The sequence below is a fragment of the Variovorax sp. Soil_C_33 genome, assembly GCF_057656935.1.
The window spans coordinates 1-869 of sequence record NZ_JBDGJK010000043.1; the positions used below are offsets into that span (position 1 = coordinate 1).

General features: G+C 66.6%; 1 protein-coding gene. It reads left to right on the forward strand.

All coding sequences use genetic code 11. The annotated features are described in order from the left end of the window. Positions 1–596 (forward strand): transposase (locus AC3A6B_RS29825; protein WP_487840240.1); only part of this gene is annotated, 596 nt, incomplete at its 5' end. Positions 597–869 lie beyond the last annotated feature (273 nt).

An 869-nucleotide genomic window follows, 5' to 3' on the forward strand; every position in this document is an offset into this window, starting at 1 on the left:
ACCTGCGCCCGAAGATCATCATCGGCGGGCGCGAGTGGGCGCACTGGTGGGAGCGTCACTGCGCGCAGGTGCCGCCGATGCTGCGTGCCGAGATCGAGCGCGAGAGCGCGCGGCTGGCGCTGGTCAAGCAGCAGGTCAAGGCGCTGGAGGTGGCGCGGCGCCAGGAGCTGGCCGATGGCCGGCAGCCGCTGGTGGCGCAGTTGGCCCAGTTGGGTGCCATCGGGCCCAAAGGCGCGTGGGTGCTGGTCAAGGAGGTATTCGCCTGGCGGCGCTTTGCCAACCGACGCGAATTGGCCGGCTGCCTGGGACTCACACCCACGCCCTACGCCAGCGGCGACAGCCAGATCGAGCAGGGGATCAGCAAGCTCGGCAACAAGCGTGCGCGGACATTGCTGGTCGAACTCGCATGGAGCTGGCTGCGCTATCAGCCCGGCAGTACTCTGAGCCAGTGGTTCAACCGACGCTTCGCCGCGGCGGGCAAGCGCATGCGACGCGTGGGCATCGTGGCGCTGGCGCGCCGTCTGGCCGTGGCGCTGTGGCGCTACCTCGAGCACGGTGAGATTCCAGCCGGCGCCACACTCAAGTCAGCGGCGTAAACGGGGGGAGGGAGCTTGGACTCGACAAGGCCGATTCAATCGACGAGTAAAAGGTAGTTCATGATCGCAGGTCGACGCGCCCGCAACACGCCGGGGTCACCGCACAGGGACCGTCCTTCTAGATGGGGCGCGTCGGTAACAGGGGTAAGCCCAAGCGCATTGCGCGCATGTTGCATGTGGTGCCGAAGCACACGCATTCGGCACGGATAGAAGGTTGTACGAGCCTTGGCTCGAAACGCTCATCACACCCCGACCTCGGATCATGACCGCCAG